The sequence below is a fragment of the Caballeronia glathei genome (assembly GCF_000698595.1).
GTDB lineage: Bacteria > Pseudomonadota > Gammaproteobacteria > Burkholderiales > Burkholderiaceae > Caballeronia > Caballeronia glathei.
Genome location: NZ_JFHC01000009.1, coordinates 57,186 through 77,187, shown reverse-complemented (window position 1 = coordinate 77,187; position 20,002 = coordinate 57,186). Strand labels below are relative to the sequence as shown.

The window sequence follows — 20,002 nt, the reverse complement described above, 5'->3', positions numbered from 1 at the left end:
GACGTGCATCCGCATCGTCAATATTGGTCAATTTTACTCCCGCGGAGCATGGCACGATGCGGCAAACGCCCCGCGCTAGCTCCGCTCGCCGCGCCGCCGCGGTCGCGCCCGTGCGTTCATTGTGGCGGATCGCGGGATATCCGGCAGGAAGTGTCGATTTTCCGGCGCGTCGCTCGTCGTGCAGATGGGACGGGGCCCGCGCAGGCCCGCCCCGCAGTCATCCCCTGATGGTCAACCGACGAGGAGCTCATTCATGACTTCCGCAGATGGATTTTCACAGATGTTGAAGCCGGCCGTGGAGCTGGCCCGGTCGGCCCGCCGGTTTCCGGGCGAGAGCGCGCAGTACCGCAGCGCGCGCAACGCCCTGCTCGCGGAGGAAATCGAGCTGCGGCGCCATATCGAGCGTGTCGCCGCGCAGCGCCGGGCGCTGCCTCCGGGCGGCGAAGTACCCGAGGACTACCGGTTCGACGGCGAGCACGGCCAGCTCACGCTGTCGCAGATGTTCGGCGAGCACGACACGCTCGTCACCTACAACTGGATGTTCGGGCCCCGGCGCGAGCGGCCGTGTCCGATGTGCACGTCGCTGCTCGGCTCGCTCGACGGCGAAATGCCCGACATCCTCCAGCGCGTCGCGTTCGCCGTGATCGCGCGCTCGCCGATCGAGCGCATGGTCGCGTTCAAGCACGAGCGGGGCTGGCGGCATCTGCGGCTCTATTCGTCGGGCGGCAACAGCTTCAACCGCGACTACGCCGACGAAGCGCCCGACGCCGGCGACAACGCCTCGTTCAACGTCTTTACGCGCAAAGGCGGCGTGGTGCGCCACTTCTACGGCGACGAAATGGGGCCGGAGACGGCCGATCCCGGACAGGACCCGCGCGGCGCCCCCGACGCGATGCCGATCTGGACGATCCTCGATCTCACGCCGGACGGCCGCGCGCCGGACTGGTATCCGAAGCTGGAGTACGGCGCGGCGCCGGCGGGCAGGCGGTAGCGGGATTCGGGTCCGGCTTGCGCGGTGTTGCGGGCTGCGGGCTGCGGGCTGCGGGTTGCGGGCCGGGCGCGCCGGGCCCGGCGAATGCAGGCACGAATCGCCTCGAGTCCCTTCCCGGCACCGGGCGCGCTGACGAGTTCGACGCGGCGCGGAAGGCGGATGTAAAGAATCCGTGACTGCGCCGCGGCAACTCGATTAATCTCTTCATTGGAATCGCACCGGCGGCCGCGTCCGGTCATGTCGTTGCGCACCGGCGCCGGCAGAGCGCGCTGCGCCGATATCGGGTGGCCGCTCCGTGTTCAGCCGACGTTGCGGACCCTTCAGCCAGCAGCGGCGACGACCGGACAGCCGGGACAATCGGGACAGCCAGGACAATCGGGGCAATCGATGGCGGCGCCCACCAGCTGCCGGGAGAACGTTCGCGATGAGCAATGAGTCAAGGCCGGGCGGGGATGCGACCCATGGCAGCGACGACACGATCGTCGACGACCCGAGCGTGCGCGACCACCCGCGCTACCATCAGATGTTTCCGGTCCTGACGGATGTCGAACTCGACCGCGTGCATCGCTTCGGCAAGGTCTCCCGCTACGCCCAGGGCGAATTGCTCTATCGCGCGGGCAGCCTCTGTCCGGGCGTGTTCGTGCTGCTGTCGGGCAAAGTGCGGATAGTCGGGCGCGATGGCCTGGGTCACGAACGGATCATCCACACCTATACGAAGCGCGGCGAATTCACCTCCGACGTCACCCAGCTTTCGAGCAAGCCCGCCGTCGTGGACGCGCATGTCGTCGAGGATGTCGAAGCGGTCCTGCTGCGGCCCACCGAACTCAGCGGCTTGATGATCAGCGAAGCCGATCTCGGCGAAAAGATCATGCGCGCGCTGATTCTGAGGCGTGTGCTCGTGATCGAGCGCGGACAGGGTGTCGTTCTTGTCGGCGCTGCCGGCAACGCGCGGCTCTCCGCGCTGCAGAATTTCCTGCGCCGCAACGCGTTTCCCAACATGACGCTCGATGCGCAGCAGGACGCCGAAGCCGTCGCGCTGCTCGAGCGCCTGACGCCGCAGCCCGACGACTTCCCGCTGGTCGTCTGTCCGAACGGCACCGTGCTGCGAAACCCCGATGAGGGACAGCTTGCCTCCTGTCTCGGACTGATTCCCGAGTTCGATCCGGCGCACGTCTACGACGTGGCGATCGTCGGCGCAGGCCCGGCCGGACTCGCGACGGCCGTCTACGCGGCGTCCGAAGGGCTGTCGGTCGCGGCGCTCGACTGCCGTGCGCCCGGTGGACAGGCCGGCACGAGTGCGCGCATCGAGAACTATCTGGGCTTTCCCACCGGCATCACGGGTCAGGCGCTGGCGGGCCGCGCCTTCGTGCAGGCGCAGAAGTTCGGTGCGCACATCGGCATCCCGTGCGAGGTCAAGGCCCTGTATTGCGACAAGCAGCCGCCCGTCGTCGAGCTGACCGATGACCGCCGCATCACGGCGCGCACAGTTGTCATTGCGAGCGGCGCGGAGTACCGGCGTCCCGCCGTCGAGGGCCTCGCTCACTTCGAGCGCTGCGGCGTCTACTACTGGGCCACGCCGATCGAGGCGAGACTGTGCCGCAAGGAGCCCGTGCTGCTGGTGGGCGGCGGCAATTCGGCGGGGCAGGCGGCGGTGTTTCTGGCAACGCACGCCGAGCACGTGCATATGTTCGTTCGCGGCGCGAGCCTGGAACACAGCATGTCCCATTATCTGGCCGAACGCGTCGCGTCGCTCGCGAACGTGACCGTTCATACGCGTATCGAACTGACGGCGCTCGAAGGGATTGCGCGCCTCGAGCGCGTGCACTACCGGGGTGCGGGCGGTATCGAAGGCAGCATGACCACCCATCATCTGTTCGTATTCATCGGCGCGGACCCGAATACGGCGTGGCTGAGGACATGCGGCGTAGCGCTCGACAGCAAGGGGTTCGTGCTGACAGGCATCGATGTAGCGGATGCCGGCGCGCAGACGCTGCCGATGCAGACGAGCGTCCAGGGCGTGTTCGCGATCGGCGACGTTCGTTCGGGTTCCACCAAGCGTGTTGCGTCGGCGGTCGGCGAAGGCGCGGCCGTCGTGGCGCAGATTCATCGTTTTCTGGCCGCTGCTCGGTGAACGCACGGGTCCGAGCGGCCGATTTCCGGAGCAACGAACATGGGCGACGCAGTCTACGATGCAAAGTCAACAGCGCTGCTGCTTGTCGACCCCTATAACGACTTCATGTCGGAGGGCGGCAAGGTGTGGCCCTTGATCAGGGAGGTCGCCGAAGAAGTGGGACTGCTCGACAACCTGCGCACCATCGCCCGGGCCGTCCGGGATGCCGGCATCCAGGTCGTCATCGTGCCGCACCGCCGCTGGCAGGCGGGCGACTACGCGTCCTGGGGCCATCCGAACCCGAACCAGCGCAAGGTCATGGCGGGCCATCACTTTGCGCGCGGTGAATGGGGAGGCGAGTGGCATCCCGACTTCGCACCGCAACCGGGCGACATCGTCGCATCCGAACATTGGGGATCGAGCGGCTTTGCCAATACGGATCTCGATTTCCAGCTGAAACAGCACGGCATCTCGCACGTGATCGTCGCCGGGCTGCTGGCCAACACGTGCATCGAATGCACTGCGCGGTATGCATCGGAACTCGGGTATCACGTGACGCTCGTCAAGGACGCCACGGCCGCGTTCAGGCGCGAGATGATGCACGCGGCACATCAACTGAACGGGCCGACGTTCGCGCACAGCATCGTCAGCACCCGCGAACTCGTCGAGGCGTTACCGGAGGCCTGAACAGGTCGGCCGTCGATTCGCTGCGCTCCGGCACCGTTGAAAACGCAGCGAAACGCATCGAGACGCAACCGAAGGAGAAAGGCGCGATGGAACACGCCCATCGCGCCGTGCCGGCAATTAACCGATCTTCGGGTTGGTCACCGTGACCGTCGGACCTGCCTTGTCCCAGTCTTCCAGGCTCATCGGCTGTTTCCAGACCGGATTGGCGCTCGTGATCGTCCCGTTCACCACGTTGCCATTGAGCTTCAGGCCCTGGACATTGAACGAGCCGCCGGGGCTCGTCAGGTCCGTGTGTCCGCTAATGGCGATGCTGACCGTCTTGGCGACCGGGCCGGCGAAAAAGCCGAGATAGATGAGAATGCCGCCGCCCTTGCAGTTGTTCGTCGTGGGATTGACGATCTGGATATTCTCCAGCACGGCGGTGTTGTCGTTCGGCTCGATATCCAGCCCGCATCCCGGCTCGGTGCCGCCGATGTTTTCCCACAGGGGATTATTGAAGACGATCCCCTTGCCGCTGATAATCGATACGCCCTGCCGACGGCAGCCGCTCGCGTGGTGATCGCTCACGGTAATGTTCGTGCTGTAACTGCCGGTCTTTCTGTCGCTGTTGTTCACATAGATTCCGTCGCCCCAGGTATTAATCGTGGTCGGCGAAGTAATGGTGCAGTTTGTCGCCCCATTAATCGAAATCCCCATTCCCCATTGCCCCGTCGTCGCCGAATTCAACTCCTTGCTGCCGTCGAGATTCGGGCTTTCGAGCGTGACGTTGTCCACATCCGCGAGCCGGATCATTTCGTACGTGCCGGCATTGTGGGGAAGCAGCTTGATCGACGCGCCGGGTGCGAAGCGCACGTGGCTGTTGGTCCGCAGGTCGAGGCCGGTCGCGTCGATCCGGCTCGTTCCGGTAATCAGGAGAATTTGTCCGATCGAGCCGTCGATTGCCGCCTGGAGCGCGGCGCGGTCGTTGGTCGTTCCGTCGCCCTTCACGCCGAACGACGTATCGAGGAGGACTCCGGTCGCCGGCGGCTCGCTGGCGGCGGCCGGCGCGTTGTCCGCGGCGGGTGTGCTCGCGGTGGCCGGCGTGCTTGCCGCAGCCGGCGCGCTCGCGCCAGCCGGCGCGCTCGCCGCAGCCGGTGTGCTTGCGCCATCGGCGGGAGCACTGGCGCCCTTGCCGCCCTTGCCTCGATTGGCCGCCGATTCGGGGTCGGCACCGCCGCCGCCGCCGCAGGCAGCGAGCAGGAGTGCGCCGCCGCCGGCGAGCAATGATGTCAGTAATTTACGCCGAATAACGCTTTCTTCTCCGTAATTGTTAAGTTGCTTGGCAGGGGCATTATTAAAAAACATTAAAATCGTTTCCCATTTAATGGTGCGGCTTAAAACCGTTCCCATTGGCGCCATATGACGTCAGCCGCACACGAGTGTTAAAAGGAGTTCAACCGGATTTAACGGGCGTACGAAAGCACGAACGCGAACGTCCGCAATATCGCGATCGACATTGGCAAATGCAGGGAACGACGCAGATGCCCGGCGCGTCTTCGCCCGAGCAAAGAAACGCCAGATGGGTAAAACAGGTCTTCCGGAAGGGACTTGCTGCTATTTGCGGTTCGATGGCGCCAGAGCAGCCGATGAAACGCGACTTAGCTGGCAGTTAATATATTACCGCCTTGAAATAATCGTATCAGAATACAAAAGAAAGTCATACCGTATGGTTGTTACGTAATGTAACGTTTAAATAAGACAATTACCGTTTGAGCTTATATCTTTAGACAATTAATCATTTCAAATTGAAAGGATTATCGGGCGAGTTAATGATGCGAATATCGAATGATTCGAGGCGGCCTGTCGTGCATGCCGTTCATCTCTTCTCGAAGGCGAAGACCGCGAAGATCGCGAATGTAGCGGCAAGCCGCGATTGCACTCCGGCCCTGACAACCCTCTCACGGGAGGAAGGCACCTGGCAGCAACGATTCGCGATCCTGATTCACGATCAGCCCCGACAGAAATGCATTTGATCGTGAATAAACCCGGGCACCCGGGTGTTCTCCTGAATGAACCGACACTCGTCGGCTACCCAGGAGTACACCATGATTGCTTATTTCCTTGAAAAACTCGGCAGCCTGCTCGAGCGCAGCGAACAGTATCGCCGCGAAGCCTACCTTGCTTCGTCGGCTGATCTCGCCGATCTCGAGCGACGCATGCGCTCCCTCGAAGCGAACGGCTTTCCGACTGAAGCGAATTTCGGCCTGAACGCCTGAGCGCCTGAACTCGGGCGCCACCCGGCGCGTGCGCCCGCCGAAGCCGGGCGCGCGCACCGGACCGGCCCATCGGGCGCGGGTCAGAACAATTCCTTCTGCCCGGACATCAGCCCCGCGAAATCGTCGCGCAGGAACGGCAGGATGGCGTCCGCGACGGGCTGCAACTGACGCGTCAGATAGTGGTCGTAGTCGATCGCCGAGCGCTGCGTCTCGACCGGCTCGGGCCCGGCGACGGTCATCACGTAGCTGATCCAGCCGCCGTTCTGATACTGCAGCGGACGGCCCCGTGACTGGTTGAATTCGTCCGCGATGCGCGCCGCGCGCACATGCGGCGGCACGTTGCGCTGATAGTCGGTGAGCCGCCTTCGCAATTGCTTGCGATAGACGAGCAGCGCGTCGAATTCGCCGCTCATCGTGCGGCCCACGTAGTCCCGCACGTATTCCTCATACGGCTGCCGCTTGAAGATGCGCAGATACAGTTCCTGCTGAAACTGCTGCGCGAGCGGCGTCCAGTCGGTGCGCACGGCTTCGAGGCCCTTGTAGACCATTTCGTCGCCGCCATCCGCTCGCGTGATCAGTCCCGCATAGCGCTTCTTGCTGCCCTGCTCGGCGCCGCGCACGGTCGGCATCAGGAAGCGGCGGTAGTGCGTGTCGACTTCCAGTTCCAGCGCGCTGTCGAGGCCGAACTGCTCCTTCAGGTGCCGCTGCCACCACCGGTTCACATGCCCGACGAGCGCGTCTCCGATCTCCCCGGCCTGCTCTTCGGTGTGCGCGTGCCTGAGCCAGACGAAGGTGGAGTCGGTGTCGCCGTAGATCACCTGATAGCCCGCATCCTCGATCAGCTCGCGCGTGCGATGCATGATCTCGTGCCCGCGCATCGTGATCGACGACGCGAGACGCGGATCGAAGAAGCGGCAGCCGCTCGACCCGAGCACGCCGTAGAACGAATTCATGATGATCTTCAGCGCCTGCGACAGCGGCTTGTTGTTCTGCGTCTTGGCCGCCTCGCGCCCCTGCCACACCTGCTCGACGATGGCCGGCAGGCAATGCCTCTCGCGCGAAAAGCGCGCGCCCAGAAAGCCCGGCACGGAATCGGCGTCGCCGGGGTGGCGCATGCCTTCGGCCAGTCCGGCGGGGTCGATCAGGAACGTGCGGATGATCGACGGATACAGGCTCTTGTAGTCGAGCACCAGCACCGAGTCGTAGAGGCCCGGCTTCGAATCCATCACGAAGCCGCCGGGACTCCCCGCCTCCTGCACGTCGCCCAGGTTCGGCGCGACGTAGCCCAGCCGGTGCATGCGCGGCATGTACAGATGGCTGAAGGCCGCAACCGAGCCGCCGCTCCGGTCCGCCGCGAGCCCGGTGACGGTCGCGCGTTCGAGCAGGAACGTCAGCAGTTCGGTCTTCGCGAAGATCCGCGTCACCAGCTCGCAGTCTTTCAGGTTGTAGCGCGCGAGCGCGGGCTTGTCCTCGGCGAAGCGGCGGTTGATCTCGTCCATCCGCTGATAGGGATTGTCGATCGACTTGCCCTCGCCGAGCAGCGCCTGCGCCACGTACTCCAGGCTGAATGACGGGAAGCTCCAGGTGGCGGACCTGAGCGCCTCGATGCCGTCGATGATGAGCCTTCCCGCCGCCGACGCGAAGAAATGGTTCTGCTTCACGCCATGCTCGCGCCATTCGATCAGGCCGCCGCCACGGCCGAGCACGAGCGGAATCCGGAACTGGTCGGCGTGCTTTTGCAGCACGCGCAGGTCGAACTGGATCAGGTTCCAGCCGATGATTGCGTCGGGGTCGTGCCGCGCGAACCACGCATTGAGCCGCTCCAGCATCTGCGCGCGGCTCTCGCAGTATTCGAGGTCGAAATCGCGCGGGGCGTCGTCGCCGTTCGGCGGGCCGAGCATGTACACCTGACGCTCGCCGCAGCCTTCCAGCGCGATCGAATAGAGATCGCCGCGCTCGCTCGTCTCGATGTCGAGCGACACCATCGCGAGTTGCGGCCGGTAGCCGGGCGCCGGTCTCATTTCGCAGTCGAGTAGCACGCCGTCGCCGGACTTGCCGCCTGACGTGCCGTCTGACGTGCCGCTGGGCTGGCCGCTGAACCGCACCGGCGCGGTGATGAACCGCTCCATCAGATAGCGCTCGGGCGGACGGATGTCGGCTTCGTAGACCTGCACGCCAGCCTCCTTCAGCGACTTCTCCAGCGCGGCCAGTTGCCGGTACTGCGGGCAGTAGAATCCGAGCACCGGGCGATGCTGGAAATCCTTCATCGGCAGCGCGCGCAATTCCGCCTGGCGCGCTCCGGCGACGAACGGCTCGGCAAGCGCGCGCTGCTCCGCCGGAATGAACGCCACGGACGTCTGCGGCGCGAGGCGGATCTTCTGCGGGCCGCGGTCGGTCGCGAGCCAGAATTCGACCTCGGTCCCCGCAGCCGTGTCCCTCCAGTGGCGGGTCAGGATGAAGCCCTGCTGTGCCTGAATCAAGCTGATGCCTTCGAGAGCCTGTGTGGTCAGCGCATTTTACTTTCCAATCGATGCGGCGGCCGGCCACATCGCGCTGCAAACCGCCTGCGCCTGCGCTCAGGCCCAGTGGGCGGGCACCCACACGTTGTTGACCCAGTGGCCCGGAATGTACACGGCGGGTTTCGGCGCGGGCGCGACATACACGACGGCCGGCGGGGGCGGCGGGGGCGGCGCGACGTAGACGGTCGCCGTCGCCGGCGGCGGCACATAGACGACCGGCGGCGGCGCCACATACCCGACCGTCGCGCTCACGGTCGTGACCGAGCCGCCCGTCGTGACCGTGGTGCCGTGCACGGTCGTCGCGCTGCCCGAGGTCACGACGACGCCCGGCGCGACGCTCGTCGCCGTGCCGGAGTGGCTGACGGTGCCTCCGTACGTGCCGGTCGCGGTTCCCGAGCGGTAGCAGGAATTGCCCGCGCAGCTCGTCGATGCCGAGTGGTTCACCGTGTTGCCGTACGCCCCGTTGACCGTACCCGACGACGAATACTGTCCCGGCGCGGTGCGCATCGCGCTGCCTGCGGTGGTGGCGGTGTTGCCGTCGGGTCCGGTGAGGCTGCCGGTGTGCGCGCAGGTGCCGCCCGCGCAGCTCGTGTCCCCGGCGTGCTGGACGGAGTTTCCATAGCGGCCCGTCGCGGTTCCCGAGTTCGAGAACTGGCCCGGCGCGGTGCGGGTCACGGTGCCGGTGTTCGTCGCGAGGCCGCCGTAGGGCCCGGCCACGCCGCCCGCGTGCGAGCAGCTGCCGCCGCCGCAGGATCCGTAGTGAGCGCCGTTGTAGGCGCCGCGCGACGTGACCGCGGTTCCCCGCGCGCCCCACGCCGCCGACGCCGGCGCGCTCGCCAGCGCCAGCAGGGCGGCGGCAGCCGCGACGAGGAGGTGCCGCAGCGTGAGCCCGGCGAACGCGGTGGCCGCGGATGAAGCCGGCGAAGCGCCGGTGGTCGGGATGACAAACGATCGGATTTTCACGGGGATGTCCTTCACGGTTTCGGGCCAGGTCGCACATTGCGCGGGCTGCGGCGTGGCGACGAACGAAATATAGAAGAACGCGCGAATCCAGTCTGTTGGAAAGTTATGTCACGCGGTTTCACCGCGCGTCTATCGTCGGAGGACCGGGCTGGCCGGTGAAGACGACGAGCGTGCCGCGGGGAATGGCGACGTCGAAGCTCCTGAGGCCGTACCCGCGCTCGAAGCCGCGCGGCAATGCACGGTGCGCTGGCCGGATGGAAGGCAGGTCCCTGGAAGTCATGTCTGCGCAATCATCAACGATCGAACCTGCCGGGTCACGGAGCCCGGTGCCCGTCCGCGCGGCTGGCTGACCGGGCAGCTACCCGGTCAGCTAAGCCGGCAGCTTCGCCGCGAGCACGTCGACGTGCATGATCTCCGGCGGCTTCGCGAACAGATCAGCGGCCTTCGCCATCAGTGCCTCGGCTACCTTGCCGGCGAGATGGGCCTGGCGGCCGGCGTCATCGGGGAAGGCATCGAAGATGCCGAACGTGGCCGGACCCAGGCGCAGGCCGAACCATGCGATCGTGGCGGGCTCGTCTTCGACGAGCGGCAGCCCGCCCATCAGGAAGCTTTCGACTTCCTGCTCCTTTCCCGGCTTCGCTTCTAGACGAACGAACAGCGCAACTTTGACCATGATGCTTCTCCTTCGGATGTGTGCGGGGTGCGTATTGATGATACGTGCTCGCATCGCGCTCTGCCGGGTGCGGCCACCTGACCGCAATGCCATGTCGATGCCAGCATCTCGCCACGGTCCGGAAAATACAATGAGTGCGTCGTGCCGCGCGCGAATCGGTCATGCGCGACGCGCACGCCATATCGCTATCTCATTCGTTCAGGAGTTCATCATGAAGCCATTGATCCGTGTCGCCATCGTCGCTCTCGCCATCTCACCGATCGCGGCGCTCGCCCAGACGAACGAGCCCGTCACGCGCGCAGAGGTCCGCGCGGAACTCGTGCAACTCGAAAACGCAGGCTACAACCCCTCGGTGAAAGACCCGTACTATCCGCGCGACATCCAGGCCGCCGAAGCACGCGTGCAGGCGGACAACGGCAGCTCGGCCGCCTATGGACCGTCGGCGGAAGGGACTTCGGGTGCCGGCCAGCCCGCCCGCACCGGCACCAGCGAGTAAGCGCTCCTCGCTGCCGCAACACGAGGGACTCGCCGCGGCTCCCGGCATCATGCGACTGACCCCGCGCCCTCTCTGCTCCCGCTTCTCGCGCCTCTATCCGCATTCGCATCGCAGGTGGCGCGCCGCCAGTGCGATCGTTCCCCGGGCATAGCCCGCGCCTTCATTTTCATTACTGACTGTTCTGCCATTTTGGCGTCATGTCGGCGTTGGCACCCGACCTCTAACATTGGGCCAATTCGCTTATCGGCAGGTCTCCCTCCCGTGTAATGCATGTCCGCGCCGTTCAGGCGCAATGCGCTCGCGTCAGCCTCCGATTGATTTCCCTCCGCCGCAAGCTCCGAGCACGTCTCAATGTGGATAGTCAACGTTGCCCTCAAGCGGCCATACACGTTCATCGTGATGGCCATCATGATCCTGCTGGCGACACCCTTCGTCCTGCTTTCGACGCCCACCGATGTCCTTCCTGACATCAACATTCCTGTCGTCAGCATCATCTGGAATTACTCGGGCCTTTCAGCCGAGGACATCGCCAACCGCATCACGTCCGTCAACGAGCGCGTCCTCACCACGACGGTCAACGACATCGAGCACATCGAGTCGCAGTCGCTGCAGGGCATCGCGATCATCAAGATCTTCCTCCAGCCCGACGCGAACATCCAGACCGCCATCGCGCAGACGGTCGCCGTCGAGCAGGCGCAGCTGAAGCAGATGCCGCCGGGCGCCACGCCTCCGCTCGTGATCAGCTACTCGGCGTCGAGCATTCCGGTGATCCAGCTGGGGCTGTCGAGCCCGAAGCTTTCCGAGCAGGCGCTGAACGACACGGCGCTCAACTTCCTGCGCCCGCAGCTCGTGACGATTCCGGGCGCGGCCGTGCCCTACCCTTACGGCGGCAAGACGCGCGTCATCTCCGTCGATCTCGACACGCGCGCGCTGCTCGCGAAAGGGCTCACGCCCTCCGACGTCGTGAGCGCGGTGAACGCGCAGAACCTGATCCTGCCGACCGGCACCGCGAAGATCGGTCCGAAGGAATACACGATCGACATGAACGGCTCGCCCGAGACCGTCGCGGGCCTGAACGACATTCCCGTGCGCACGGTGAACGGCGCGACGACCTACCTGCGCGAAGTGGCCCACGTGCGCGACGGCTTCTCGCCGCAGACCAACGTCGTGCGCCAGAACGGCCATCGCGGCGTGCTGATCTCGGTACTGAAGAACGGCAGCGCCTCCACGCTCTCGATCGTCAACACACTGCGCAGCCTCCTGCCGGGCGCGCGCGCCGCGCTGCCGCCGGACCTGGAGATCACGGCGCTCTTCGACCAGTCGGTGTTCGTGAAGGCGGCCGTGCAGGGCGTGGTGCGCGAAGCGCTGATCGCCGCCGCGCTGACGGCCGCGATGATCCTGCTCTTTCTCGGCAACTGGCGCAGCACCTGCATCATCGCGATATCGATTCCGCTGTCGATCCTCTCGTCGCTGCTCGCGCTGCACGCGCTCGGGCAGACCATCAACATCATGACGCTCGGGGGGCTCGCGCTCGCGGTGGGCATTCTCGTCGACGACGCCACGGTGACGATCGAGAACATCGAGCGGCACCTGCACATGGGAACGAACCTGCACGATGCCATTCTCGAAGGCGCGGGCGAGATCGCGGTGCCTGCGCTCGTGTCGACGCTTTGCATCTGCATCGTGTTCGTGCCGATGTTCTTTCTCACGGGCGTTGCGCGCTACCTGTTCGTGCCGCTCGCGGAAGCGGTGGTGTTCGCGATGCTCGCGTCGTACGTCCTCTCGCGCACGCTCGTGCCGACGCTCGCGATGCTGCTGATGGGCCACGCGCACAAGCCGAAGCCCGGCGCGACGCCCGGGCTCTTCGCGCGCCTCTACCAGCGCTTCGACCGCGGCTTCGAGAAGATGCGCGCGGGCTACATCGTCATTCTGAGCAGCCTGCTCGTGCGGCGCCGCCGCTTCGCAACGCTCTTCCTCGGCTTCTGCCTGCTGTCGTCGGGGCTCGTGTTCGTGCTCGGCGAAGACTTCTTCCCGACCGTCGATGCCGGCGACATCCGGCTGCACATGCGCGCGCCGACCGGCACGCGCATCGAGGAGACCGCGCGGCTCGCGGACGAAGTCGAAAAAGTGGTGCGCCAGGTCGTGCCGCCGACGCAGCTTTCCACCATTCTCGACAACCTCGGCCTGCCCTATAGCGGCATCAACCTGTCGTACAGCAACGCGGGCACGATCGGCACGCTCGACGGCGAGATCCAGGTCGCGCTCGACGAGAACCACTCGCCGACGCAGACGTTCATCGACAAGCTGCGCGCGATCCTGCCGCAGCGCTTTCCGGGCGTCGAGTTCTTCTTCCAGCCGGCCGACATCGTCACGCAGATCCTGAACTTCGGCCTGCCCGCCGCCATCGACGTGCAGATCGCCGGCGCCGACCAGCAGGCGAACTTCGCGGTGGCGAGCAAGCTGATGAAAGAGGTGCGCCTGATTCCCGGCACGGTTGACACGCACATCCAGCAGAAGCTCGACGAGCCGACCCTGAGCCTCCAGATGGACCGCACGCGGCTTCAGCAGCTCAACCTGAGCGCGAGCAACGTGGCGCAGAACGTGCTGATCTCGCTTTCCGGCAGCACGCAGACGGCGCCCGCCTTCTGGTTCAACCCGCAGAACGGCGTGGAATACAACCTCGCCATCCAGACGCCGCAATACCAGGTCGGCTCGGTCGACGAGCTGCTGCGCACGCCGGTGTCGGGCGCGGCGACCGGACCGACGCAACTGCTCGGCAACCTCGTGCGGCTGAAGCCGAAAAACGAATTCGCCGTCGTCACGCACTACAACATCCGGCCCGTCATCGATCTCTTCGTGAGCGTCGAGGGAAGCGACCTGGGCAGCGTCGCGCGGCAGGTCGACCAGCTCGTCGGGAAGGCACGCGCCGAGCTTCCGCGCGGCAGCCAGATCGTCGTGCGCGGCCAGGTGCAGACGATGCGCAGTTCGTTCTTCGGCCTGGGTGTCGGTGTCGCGATGGCGATCGTGCTGGTGTATCTGCTGATCGTCGTGAACTTCCAGTCGTGGGTCGATCCGCTCATCATCGTGAGCGCCCTGCCCGCCGCGCTCGCCGGCATCATGTGGATGCTGTTCCTGACCGGCACCCATCTGAGCGTGCCTGCGCTGACGGGCGCGATCATGACGATGGGCGTTGCGACCGCGAACAGCATCCTGATGGTGGCGTTCGCCCGCCAGCGGCTCGCGGCCGGCGCGCCGCCGCTCACCGCCGCGCTCGAAGCGGGCGCGAGCCGCATCCGCCCGGTCCTGATGACCGCGTTCGCGATGATCATCGGCATGATCCCGATGGCGCTCGGTCTCGGCGAAGGCGCGGAGCAGAACGCCCCGCTCGGCCGCGCGGTCATCGGCGGACTGCTGTTCGCGACCGTCTCGACACTCTTTTTCGTGCCGCTCGTTTTCGCGGGCATCCATAGCCGTCTTGCCCGGCGCGCAGCAACGCGCACGACCGGAGACGGCGCGGATGACAACGCGCACGGCGACGGCGAGCACGCTTGAGCCAATACCTCATGAGCCCGACACCTCTCTTCCCGACCGACTGACATGACCGAGAAAACCCATGCTTCCCTTGCCATTCCGGCAAGAGACCCGGAGGAAGGCGGCCACGCGCTGCCGCCGCGCAACCTCGAGTGGAAACGCGCCCGCATCGCGCTCGTGATCGTACTGTTGCTGCTCGCGCTGGGCGCGGCGCGCACGGTGGTCGTCGGCAACCTGCACAGCCGTTCCGTCGAGGCCACCACACGCCAGAACGCGCGGCAGTACGTGAACGCCGTCACGCCGACGCAGACCGACCACGGCGGTGAAACGCTCCTGCCCGGCACGCTGCGCGGCTACGTGGAGTCGCCGATCTTCGCGCGCGCGACGGGCTATCTGCTGCACTGGTACGTCGATATCGGCGCGCAGGTGAAGCAGGGCCAGCTGCTCGCGGACCTCGATACGCCCGAGATCGACCAGGAGCTCGCGCAGGCCGTGGCGCAGCGCGAGCAGACGAGCTCCAGCCTCGGGCTCGCTAAAAGCTCGCTCGACCGCTGGCTGCAGTTGCGCCAGCGCGACGCCGTCTCGCAGCAGGAGCTCGACGAGCGCCAGAGCACGTACAACCAGGATGTCGCGAATCTCGCCGCCGCCGATGCGAACGTGCGGCGCCTGCGCCAGCTCGAATCGTTCAAGCGCATCGTCGCGCCGTTCTCTGGCGTGGTGACGCAGCGCAACGTCGATGTCGGCGACCTGATCGACGCCGGCAGCGGCGTGGGTAGCGGCGCCGGCAGCGGCGCGGGCAGCAGCGCCGGCAGCGGCGCGAGCCGCCCGCTCTTCGCGCTCGCCCAGTCGGACCCGCTGCGCGTCTACGTGCAGCTTCCGCAGGCTTACGCGCAGAACGTGAAGGACGGCCAGCAGGTCACCGTGACGCAGGCGGAACTGCCCGGCCAGCCGTTTCACGGCACGATCACGCACATCTCCGGCGCGATCGACGTGCCGACCCGCTCGCTGCAGATCCAAGTGACGCTGCCGAATCCGGACGGGAAGTTGAGGCCGGGCGCCTACGTGCAGGTCGCGCTGCCCGCGGCCGCGCATCCGCGCCTGCTCGTGCCGGGCAACGCCCTGCTCTTTCGCGCCGAGGGCCCGCGCCTCGCGGTCGTCGATGCGAACGGCGAGGTTCATCTGCGCAAGATCGTGATCGCGCAGGACCTCGGGCAGTCGCTCGAAATCGAAAGCGGCATCGAGCCGACGGACAAGGTCATCATCAATCCGAGCGATTCGATCGCGGATGGCGACCATGTATCCATCGCCCCGCAGACGCAGACCACGAAGGGCACATCATGAAGCGCACGCGCCCGGCGCTTTGCGGCGCGGCCCTGTGCGCCGCGCTGCTGTCGGCCTGCACGGTGGGGCCGGACTACCGGCAGCCGCACGCCGACACGCCGCCCGCCTGGAAGACCGATTCGTACTGGCGCGTCGCGCAGCCGTCGCATGCGCCGCTCGCGCCCGACTGGTGGCAAGGTTTTCAGGACCCGCTGCTCGACTCGTTCGAGACGCAGGCGCTCGCGCAGAACCAGACGCTCGCCGCGGCGAGCGCGCACTATGCGCAGGCAAAGGCGACGCTCGCGAACACGTCGGCCCAGCGCCTGCCCGAAGTGGACCTGAACGCGCAGGCATCGCGCGCGCGGATTTCGAGCAACCGCCCGCTCACCAACTTCTCGATCCCGAATCATTCGACGGTGCAGAACGACCTCGTGGTCGGTCCGACCATCGACTACGACACCGATCTCTTCGGGCGCATCCGGCGCGAAGTCGAGGGCGCGGCGGCCTCGGCGCAGCAGTCGGCGGACGATCTCGCCAATGCGCGCCTCGTGCTCACCACCGATCTCGCCACCGACTATTTCTCGATGCGCGAGCTCGACGCCGAGATCGATGTTCTGAACCGCTCGGTGGACCTGCAGCAAAAGGCGCTCGACTACGTGACGGCGCAGCACGACCTGGGCGCGGTATCCGGCCTCGACGTGCTCCAGCAGCAGTCGCTGCTCGACACCACGCGCGTGCAGGCCCAGCTGCTGCTGAATCAGCGCGCGCAGTTCGAACACGCGATCGCGGCGCTCGCGGGGGTGCCCGCGCCGCAGTTCTCGATCGAGCCGAAGGTCATCGCCGGCACCATTCCGCCGATCCCGCTCGGGCTGCCGAGCGACGTGCTGCAGCGGCGTCCGGACATCGCGTCGGCGGAGCGGGCGATGGCCGCGGCCAACGCGCAGATCGGCGTGGCGAAGGCCGCGTTCTTCCCGAGTGTCGCGCTCAATGGCAATATCGGGTGGGAGAGCACGGAATTTGCGAGCCTGCTGAGCGCGCCGAGCCTCTTGTGGATGCTTGGCACGACGGTGGGCCAGGTGGTGTTCGACGGCGGCCGGCGCGCCGCCAATGTCGATTTCGCGAACGAGGGCTACAAGGCCGCCGAGGCGAATTATCGTCAGACGGTGCTGAACGCGTTCCAGCAGGTGCAGGACGGGATCGTGGGACTATCGGTGCTGGACGGCGCCGCGAAGCAGTCGCACTCGGCCGTGGTGGACGCGCAGCGCCTCCTTTCGCTTGCGAACGACCGCTATTCGGGCGGCCTCGTCGCCTATCTCGACGTGATCACCGCGCAGCAGTCGCTGCTCACGAGCGAGCGGCAGGACGTGCAGATCCGCGGCCAGCAGTGGACACTGTCGGTTGCACTGGTCAAGGCGCTGGGCGGCGGCTGGGACGCGGCGCAGCCGCCCGCGGGCGAACAGATGGCGAACCGCGCGCCGCCGGGATGAAACGCAGGTAAGCATGGCGGCCACGACACTCCTATAGTACGCAGAGACAGTACGCACATACAGGTGGCGGCATGAAAGTCCTCATAGTGGAAGATGAACACAAGGTGGTGGATTACCTGCGATCGGGGTTGACCGAGCAGGGCTGGGTGGTCGACGTCGCGCTCGACGGCGAGGAAGGCACGCATCTCGCCACCGAGTACGACTACGACGTGATCGTGCTCGACGTGATGCTGCCGAGGCGCGACGGCTTTTCCGTGCTCAAGGCGCTGCGCATGCAGAAATCGACGCCCGTCATCATGCTGACCGCGCGCGATCACATCAACGACCGCGTGCGCGGCCTGCGCGAAGGCGCCGACGACTACCTCACCAAGCCGTTCTCGTTCCTCGAACTGGTGGAGCGGCTGCATGCGCTCGCGCGCCGCACGCGGGCGCAGGAATCGACGCTCATTTCCGTGGGCGATCTCTACGTCGACCTGATCGGCCGGCGCGCCACCCGCGACGGCGTGCGGCTCGACCTGACCGCGAAGGAGTTCCAGCTTCTGAGCGTGCTCGCGCGGCGCCACGGCGACATCCTGTCGAAGACGGCGATCACGGAACTCGTCTGGGACGTCGATTTCGAGAGTCATACGAATGTCGTCGAGACCGCGATCAAGCGGCTGCGCGCGAAGCTCGACGGCCCGTTCCGCACCAAGCTGCTGCACACGGTGCGCGGCATGGGCTATGTGCTGGAAGTACGCGAGGCGCGCGAGCTGCGGGACGACGCGAGGCCGTCATGAAGCGCTCCATCTCCCGCCGTCTCGCCGCGATGTTCGCCGTCGTGGCGCTCTTCGTGTTCGCGCTGGTCGGCACGGGCCTCTTTCTCGTGCTGCGCGCGCAGCTCGAACATCACCTGCGCGAGTCGCTCGACACGCGCGCCGAGATCGCGCGGCTCATCGTCATGCACGCGTCCACGCCGGACAAGTGGATCATGGCGAAGGAAAAACTCGCCGACATCACGCCGCGCGACCGCTCGACCCTCTTCGCGGTGTCGAGCGCGGACCCGCGCTTTTCGTACGGCAGCCCGCCCGCGGGCGGCATCGGCGAGCGCATGCCGGACGGCTACATGCGCTTTCGCCCGACCGGCCGCGCCTACGACATGCTGATGACCGAGGTCGCGATCCCGGCGCACAACGAGCGTCCGCCGCTGCGGCTTCTCGTGGGCGTGGACTGCTCGCCGAACGTGCGCACGCTGCGCGTCTTCGGCTTCGCGCTCGCCGCGCTGACGGCGCTCGGCACCATCACCGTGCTGCTGCTCAGCTATTCGGTCGCGAAAATCGGGCTCGAGCCGCTCACGCGGCTCACGCGGGACGCGTCCGGCGTCAGTCCGAACAACCGTTCGCAGCGCCTGAACGCGCTCTCGCTGCCTTACGAACTGGAAGATCTCGCGAAGTCGTTCAACGGCGCGCTCGAGCGGCTCGACCGGTCGTACGCGCGCCTCGAATCGTTCAACGCCGATGTCGCGCACGAATTGCGCACGCCGGTCACGATCCTGATCGGGCAGACCGAAGTGGCGTTGACGCGCGACCGCTCCATCGACGAACTGCGCCACACGCTCCAGTCGAACCTCGAGGAATTCGAGCGCGTGCGCGCGATCATCAACGACATGCTGTTCCTCGCCCGCGCCGACCAGGGCGAGCGCGCGACGGGGCTCGTGGAGGTGTCGCTCGCGGCCGAGGTCACGCGTACGCTGGAATTTCTCGAGATCCCGCTCGACGAGGCGCAGGTGCGCGCGGTGGCGACGGGCGACGCCCGCGCGTTCGTCAACACGTCGCTCTTCGGGCGCGCGCTCACCAATCTCGTGATGAATGCGATCCAGCACTGCGCGCCCGGGGCGACCATCTCGGTCGCGATCACGCGAGACCGGGACCGGATCCAGATCGCCGTCGCCAATCCAGGCGAGCCGATCGCCCCGCAGATGCTCGATCACCTCTTCGACCGCTTCTACCGCGCCGAGAGTTCGCGGACCAACAGCCGCGAGAACCACGGCCTCGGCCTCGCGATCGTCAAGGCGGTGGCGGAGATGCATCGCGGCACGGTGTCGGCGACGAGCGCGAGCGGCATCAACACGTTCGCGTTCTCGGTCGCGCGCTTCGAGGCCGATCACCGCACGATGGGCCCGCCCCCCGGGTCTGCGGTGCCGGCGGCGGCGGGCCGCGGCGCGCGCGATGTCGCGCTCGATGAGCGACGCAGGCGCTCGGTCAGTTGAGCGGCCGGGCCGCGAGCCGAATTTTTGAACCGTTTGATGCGCTTGTGCTCCTATGAAACTTGTATTGGCTTTGGTTTATAAGCTTCGCCCCTGTGCAGGGCAGCAGTCACTTTCTTTGCTGCTGCAAAGAAAGTAACCAAAGAAAGCAGCTATGGGGCAAGCGGTGTTAGGACGTGACCACGTTTGAGTTTTCAGAGTGGCCCGACCGTTGGAGCGTCCACCTCTGTATTTCAGCCGGATAGGTACGCGGACCCACTGCGTCGTCGCGCCCTTGAACGGAGTGGTAAGGCAGTCATTCATCCGTCTCGGCACTGCGTGCCCGACGAAAGACTTTCAAGGCGGTAAGGCACGGCAGGATGGCAAAGCTTCTACATAGCAAGGCGCCTTGAATGCGCACTGCAACAAGCGAAGGAATTGGGTCGTAGCAAAAAACCCTGCGTCCGAGCGAAGCGAGGACGGATGGATGACTGCCTTACCACTCCGTTTGAAGGTGCGAGGGCGCAGTGGGTCCGCGTACCCATCCGCTCAACATACCGAGGTGGACACTCCCACGGTCGGGCCACTTTGAAAGACTCGATGCGATCCCCTCCTGACACCACTGAGCCCATAGCTGCTTTCTTTGGTTACTTTCTTTGCAGCAGCAAAGAAAGTAACTGCTGCCCCGCACAGGGGCGTGCTAATAGAACGCGAACAAAGCAAGATTCATAGAAGCGCAAGCGCATCAA

General features: G+C 66.0%; 15 protein-coding genes. 10 read left to right on the top strand and 5 right to left on the bottom strand.

Translation table 11 applies throughout. The annotated features are described in order from the left end of the window. The first annotated feature begins 253 nt into the window (after positions 1 to 253). From BG61_RS08835 to BG61_RS08825, 3 genes are all read left to right on the top strand, one after another. Positions 254 to 991, top strand: a complete 738-nt coding sequence (locus BG61_RS08835) for a DUF899 family protein (RefSeq protein WP_035939188.1) — start codon at positions 254 to 256, stop codon at positions 989 to 991. 424 nt (positions 992 to 1,415) lie between these two features. Further along, positions 1,416 to 3,122, top strand: coding sequence for an FAD-dependent oxidoreductase (locus BG61_RS08830; protein WP_035939186.1), 1,707 nt, complete (start codon positions 1,416 to 1,418; stop codon positions 3,120 to 3,122). 39 nt (positions 3,123 to 3,161) lie between these two features. Continuing rightward, a complete protein-coding gene (locus BG61_RS08825) occupies positions 3,162 to 3,788 on the top strand; it encodes a cysteine hydrolase family protein (protein ID WP_035939184.1) in 627 nt (208 codons plus the stop codon). Positions 3,789 to 3,905: 117 nt separating this feature from the next. Here the strand turns inward: BG61_RS08825 and BG61_RS08820 are convergent, their stop codons facing one another. Continuing rightward, a complete protein-coding gene (locus BG61_RS08820; RefSeq protein ID WP_232256422.1) occupies positions 3,906 to 5,177 on the bottom strand; it encodes a right-handed parallel beta-helix repeat-containing protein in 1,272 nt (423 codons plus the stop codon). Between the two features lie 695 nt (positions 5,178 to 5,872). On the opposite strand from BG61_RS08820, the gene BG61_RS39945 reads away from it, so the two are divergent. Next, positions 5,873 to 6,043 carry a DUF3563 family protein gene (locus BG61_RS39945; protein WP_075584135.1) on the top strand — a complete coding sequence of 57 codons (171 nt, stop codon included), beginning with the start codon at positions 5,873 to 5,875 and terminating at the stop codon, positions 6,041 to 6,043. Between the two features lie 80 nt (positions 6,044 to 6,123). Here the strand turns inward: BG61_RS39945 and BG61_RS08815 are convergent, their stop codons facing one another. From BG61_RS08815 to BG61_RS08805, 4 genes are all read right to left on the bottom strand, one after another. Continuing rightward, complete coding sequence (locus BG61_RS08815) at positions 6,124 to 8,523, bottom strand: DNA polymerase II (RefSeq protein WP_035939180.1); 2,400 nt, start codon at positions 8,521 to 8,523, stop codon at positions 6,124 to 6,126. 96 nt (positions 8,524 to 8,619) lie between these two features. Then, complete coding sequence (locus BG61_RS08810) at positions 8,620 to 9,525, bottom strand: hypothetical protein (protein WP_035939177.1); 906 nt, start codon at positions 9,523 to 9,525, stop codon at positions 8,620 to 8,622. A 118-nt stretch (positions 9,526 to 9,643) separates the two neighbouring features. Further along, on the bottom strand, positions 9,644 to 9,805 hold the full coding sequence (locus BG61_RS42750; protein ID WP_161783667.1) for a hypothetical protein: 162 nt from the start codon (positions 9,803 to 9,805) through the stop codon (positions 9,644 to 9,646). A 90-nt stretch (positions 9,806 to 9,895) separates the two neighbouring features. Further along, complete coding sequence (locus tag BG61_RS08805; protein WP_035939175.1) at positions 9,896 to 10,198, bottom strand: putative quinol monooxygenase; 303 nt, start codon at positions 10,196 to 10,198, stop codon at positions 9,896 to 9,898. A gap of 211 nt (positions 10,199 to 10,409) precedes the next feature. On the opposite strand from BG61_RS08805, the gene BG61_RS08800 reads away from it, so the two are divergent. The 6 genes from BG61_RS08800 to BG61_RS08775 all read left to right on the top strand — a co-directional run bounded on the left by BG61_RS08800 (position 10,410) and on the right by BG61_RS08775 (position 19,277). Then, positions 10,410 to 10,694: a DUF4148 domain-containing protein gene (locus tag BG61_RS08800; protein WP_035939173.1), complete on the top strand. Its 285-nt coding sequence runs from the start codon at positions 10,410 to 10,412 to the stop codon at positions 10,692 to 10,694. A 351-nt stretch (positions 10,695 to 11,045) separates the two neighbouring features. After that, the gene (locus BG61_RS08795; protein WP_035939171.1) at positions 11,046 to 14,246 is read left to right on the top strand and encodes an efflux RND transporter permease subunit; all 3,201 of its coding nucleotides are present in this window, start codon (positions 11,046 to 11,048) and stop codon (positions 14,244 to 14,246) included. A 45-nt stretch (positions 14,247 to 14,291) separates the two neighbouring features. Further along, the gene (locus BG61_RS08790; protein ID WP_035939169.1) at positions 14,292 to 15,566 is read left to right on the top strand and encodes an efflux RND transporter periplasmic adaptor subunit; all 1,275 of its coding nucleotides are present in this window, start codon (positions 14,292 to 14,294) and stop codon (positions 15,564 to 15,566) included. Beyond that, positions 15,563 to 17,032, top strand: a complete 1,470-nt coding sequence (locus BG61_RS08785; RefSeq protein WP_035939166.1) for an efflux transporter outer membrane subunit — start codon at positions 15,563 to 15,565, stop codon at positions 17,030 to 17,032. The genes BG61_RS08790 and BG61_RS08785 overlap by 4 nt, the downstream gene beginning before the upstream one ends. Positions 17,033 to 17,103: 71 nt before the next feature. After that, positions 17,104 to 17,808 (top strand): heavy metal response regulator transcription factor, encoded by a 705-nt coding sequence (locus BG61_RS08780; RefSeq protein ID WP_035939164.1) that lies wholly within the window; start codon positions 17,104 to 17,106, stop codon positions 17,806 to 17,808. Further along, on the top strand, positions 17,805 to 19,277 hold the full coding sequence (locus BG61_RS08775) for a heavy metal sensor histidine kinase (protein ID WP_035939162.1): 1,473 nt from the start codon (positions 17,805 to 17,807) through the stop codon (positions 19,275 to 19,277). Before BG61_RS08780 ends, BG61_RS08775 begins: the two co-directional genes overlap by 4 nt. Positions 19,278 to 20,002 lie beyond the last annotated feature (725 nt).